Origin of the sequence: Streptomyces sp. MBT53, from assembly GCF_016654115.1 — a bacterium.
In the GTDB taxonomy this organism is placed as follows: Bacteria; Actinomycetota; Actinomycetes; order Streptomycetales; family Streptomycetaceae; genus Streptomyces.
The window spans coordinates 1-3,438 of the sequence record NZ_JAEQAZ010000379.1; the positions used below are offsets into that span (position 1 = coordinate 1).

Below are 3,438 nucleotides of genomic sequence, written 5' to 3' on the forward strand. Positions count from 1 at the left end.
CCCTTTGCCACAACGCACTGAGTGTTGGCGGTCTTCCCGTCGACACTGCCGGAGTCGTAGGACAGCGACGCATCCGGCGCCAGCGATGTCGAGGCCGCCGGGGACTCCACCTTGTAGGTGTAGGTGAAGTTGCCCGAGGACCCCGATTGGCCCCAGGAGCCCGCGGACGACAGGGGCGAGGCGTAGTTCCCTCCGGCTCCACCTTCCTGACCGGTCGAGTCGGTGGCCGCGATGACGGTCGCCGCCCCGGACGTCGAGGCCGTCCGCGCCGTCGCCGTACCGGAGGCGGAGCCGGTGTAGACGGCCGAAACGGCCGCCCCGTCACGCGTACGGCCGGTGCCGGTGACGGCTGCGTTCTTCACCGAGCCCGTGCCGGCGAGCGTGACATCCGCGGAGACGGCCGTGTTCTTGAGATCGTTGCGTGACGTCAGAGGCGTCTGCTTGCGGCACTTCGCCAACTGCGGGGTCGTCAGCGCGCACTCGGGCAGTTCCACCAGGCGCAGCCGGGACGCGTAGTTGCCGCCGACGGCCTGGCGGAAGGCGCCGTAGTCCAGTCCCACCTTCACTCGGCCCGATGCGGACGCACCGGCCCCGGCGGTCTGGCCGGTGGCCAGGGACCAGACCGGGCCGGACACGCCCAGCCGCGCGGACAGGGACCGCGACTTGACCGAGACCCCCAGTGCCGTCGGACCTGCGTAGGTGCCCTTGCCAGGAGCCACGGCCTGCGCCCACACCGGTGTTCCTGCCGCGACCGCCTTGGAGCCCGTGGTCGTCGAGTGCTTCGGCGCCGCGAGTTTCAACGTCCCGGTCTTCGCGGCCGGCCACGCCGTCCGGGTCGGCACGGCCGTGTGCCTGGTGGCACCGGAGAGACTCACGTTCTTGTGCGGAACGGTCTTCAGGCCGGTGACTGAACGGCCGAGGTCCGCCTTCGGCTTGACGGCCGCGGTGGATGCGGTGGACGGGGTCAGCGCGGTCGCTGTCGATCCGAAGGTCAGGCTCAGGCACAGGGACCAGGCCAGCACCGCGGCCCATCCGACCAGAAGCCTCCCGGCCATATGCCGGTTTCGCGCCTTTACCACTCCGCTGTTTCCGCGCACCCGTCTACCGGACACGGCTTCCCCCTCGCCATGACGACATGCCGAAATATCGAACGACCACCTGGGCCAATTACAGCCGCGGCGATTGTTCTCCGACGGAAAGAAGTACATGAAGGTTCAATCCAAATGAATAATGAGTTAGGAAAGAACACACCCGAGAAGATGGCCAAACTTCAACGGAAGTGGACATCCAGGGCATGTACACGACATGATCTGGATCACACAATCGCATGTCAAGCCATTGAATCCTCATACGGTGACGCGATCCGACGACCCTTCCGCAGCCGGCGGGCACCGCAGCGGACGACCAAAACCGCCGAGGCCATTTTGCGAGATATTGACCCTCACGCGAGGTCGTCCAGCGCCGGCCGAGGGTACGCCGTGCGGAATTTTCCATCAGCATGAATAATTGGGGGAAAGAAAATGCAAAACACTTCGCGGACATCTCTGCCCCGCTCCTGGGCGCGACACATAATTGTCGGCGCCAATACCCTGGCCGTCTCGGGCACCCTGGGACTTCCCGGCATCGCTCACGCGGCCACATCCGCGCCTCACACCGACACAGCCGCCCGCCCTTCGGCCGGCGTTTCCGCCGGGCTGAGTGAGGATCAGGCCCTGGCGAAAGCACGGACCTCCGGCAAGCCGGTCCAGGCGACGGCCATGACGACGGACTCCTCCACTCTGACCGCGAACCCAAACGGGACGCTGACACTCAGACAGACCATCGCCCCGGTGCGCAAGCTGGTGCACGGGAGATGGAAGAGCCTGGATCCGACACTCGTGCGCCAGGCTGACGGCACCATCTCCCCCAAGGTGTCGACCAGTTCCCTGACTTTGTCCAGCGGCAGCGGGGACGCCCCTCTGGCCACCATGCGGGCCGGTGACGGAACCCTGGCGGTGTCCCTGCCAGCCGCGTTCACGCTGGGAACACCCTCCCTCTCGGGCGCCACCGCCACCTACCACAGCGTGCTGCCCGATGTGGATCTCGCCGTGACCGCACAGGACACCGGCGGGTTCAGCGAGGTCCTGATCGTCAAGAACGCCACCGCCGCGGCGAACCCCGCACTCACCGACCTGAATCTGTCCACCAAGGCCACCGGGGTCACCCTGACCAGCGACACGGCCGGCGACATCACCGCCAAGGACCGCCACGGGCGCACCGTCTTCTCCGCCACCGCCCCCACCATGTGGGACTCGGGCCACGCCGCCGCGAGCACCCCGAAGGCGACCAACCCTCAGACCGGCCGGAGCGTCGACACCCGCACCGGCAACCCGCTGGCTTCCAGTCCCACATCGCCAGGAACCGCCGCCCGTACCACCAGCCTGAAGGCCGCCTACTACGGCGGGAAGATACGGCTCTCGCCCGACCACGGCCTGCTGACGGGCAAGCACACGGTCTATCCCGTCTACATCGACCCCACCTTCGTGCCCTCCGGCCAGACCGACACCGTGCAGGCGTGGGCGTTCGTCGACAGCAAGTGGCCCGACACCTCGTTCTACAAGCCCGCCGCCTCCGCCGCCGGCCCCCTGCACGTCGGTTACACCGACTGGACCTCAGACGTCTCCACCAACCGGGCCCTGTTCCAGACCAGCATCCACAGCAGCATCTGGGGCGCAGACCGGGATTCGATCACTTCCAAGATCTCTTTCTACGAGAACTGGTCGGCCTCCTGCACCAAGACGGAAGTCGACCTGTGGCACACGGCCTCGATCTCCTCCGCCACCACCTGGTCCAACTCGTACAGCTCCAGTGACACGGGCAGGAAGTTCTGGTTCAACAAGCTCGACACGCAGACCGTCGCCCACGGCTGGTCCCCCTCCTGCGGCCCCGAAGACGTCACCTTCGACATCAGCTCGCTGATGAAGTCGGCCGCCGCCGGCAAGTGGTCGAAGGCCACCCTGGGGCTGCGGGCCGCCGACGAGGGCGACGACCTGGCCTGGAAGCAGTTCAGCAAGCAGGCCACCATCACCACCACCTACGACCACACCCCCAACACCCCCACCACCCTGACCACCAGCCCGGCCACCAGCTGCACCGCCACCACCCCCACCACGCTGGGCCTGGGCGACGTGACCCTGCGCGCCGCGGTCTCCGACCCGGACGGCACCACCAGCCCGCTCACCGCCAACTTCACTCTGAAGAACATGTCGAGCGGTACCACCTACGGTCGGGCGATCAACGCCACCAGCGGCACGACCGCGAGCACTCTCTACTCCCACACCAGTGCCTCCGGGCCCTTCCAGGCACTCACCGCGAAAACCGAGTTCGCCTGGTATCTCACCGTCACCGACCAGAGTCTGACGAGTGGTCAGTCCAAGACCTGCCACTTCTACTACGACC

Annotated in this window: 2 pseudogenes; one reads left to right on the top strand and one right to left on the bottom strand. The window is 66.9% G+C overall.

Features of this window, described 5'->3' with window-relative positions:
* Positions 1-1,055, bottom strand: a pseudogene (locus JHN45_RS51165) (hypothetical protein); the annotation flags it as partial.
* A gap of 774 nt (positions 1,056-1,829) precedes the next feature.
* Between JHN45_RS51165 and JHN45_RS51170 the strand changes: the two are divergent.
* Positions 1,830-3,438 (top strand): annotated as a pseudogene (locus tag JHN45_RS51170) (hypothetical protein); the annotation flags it as partial.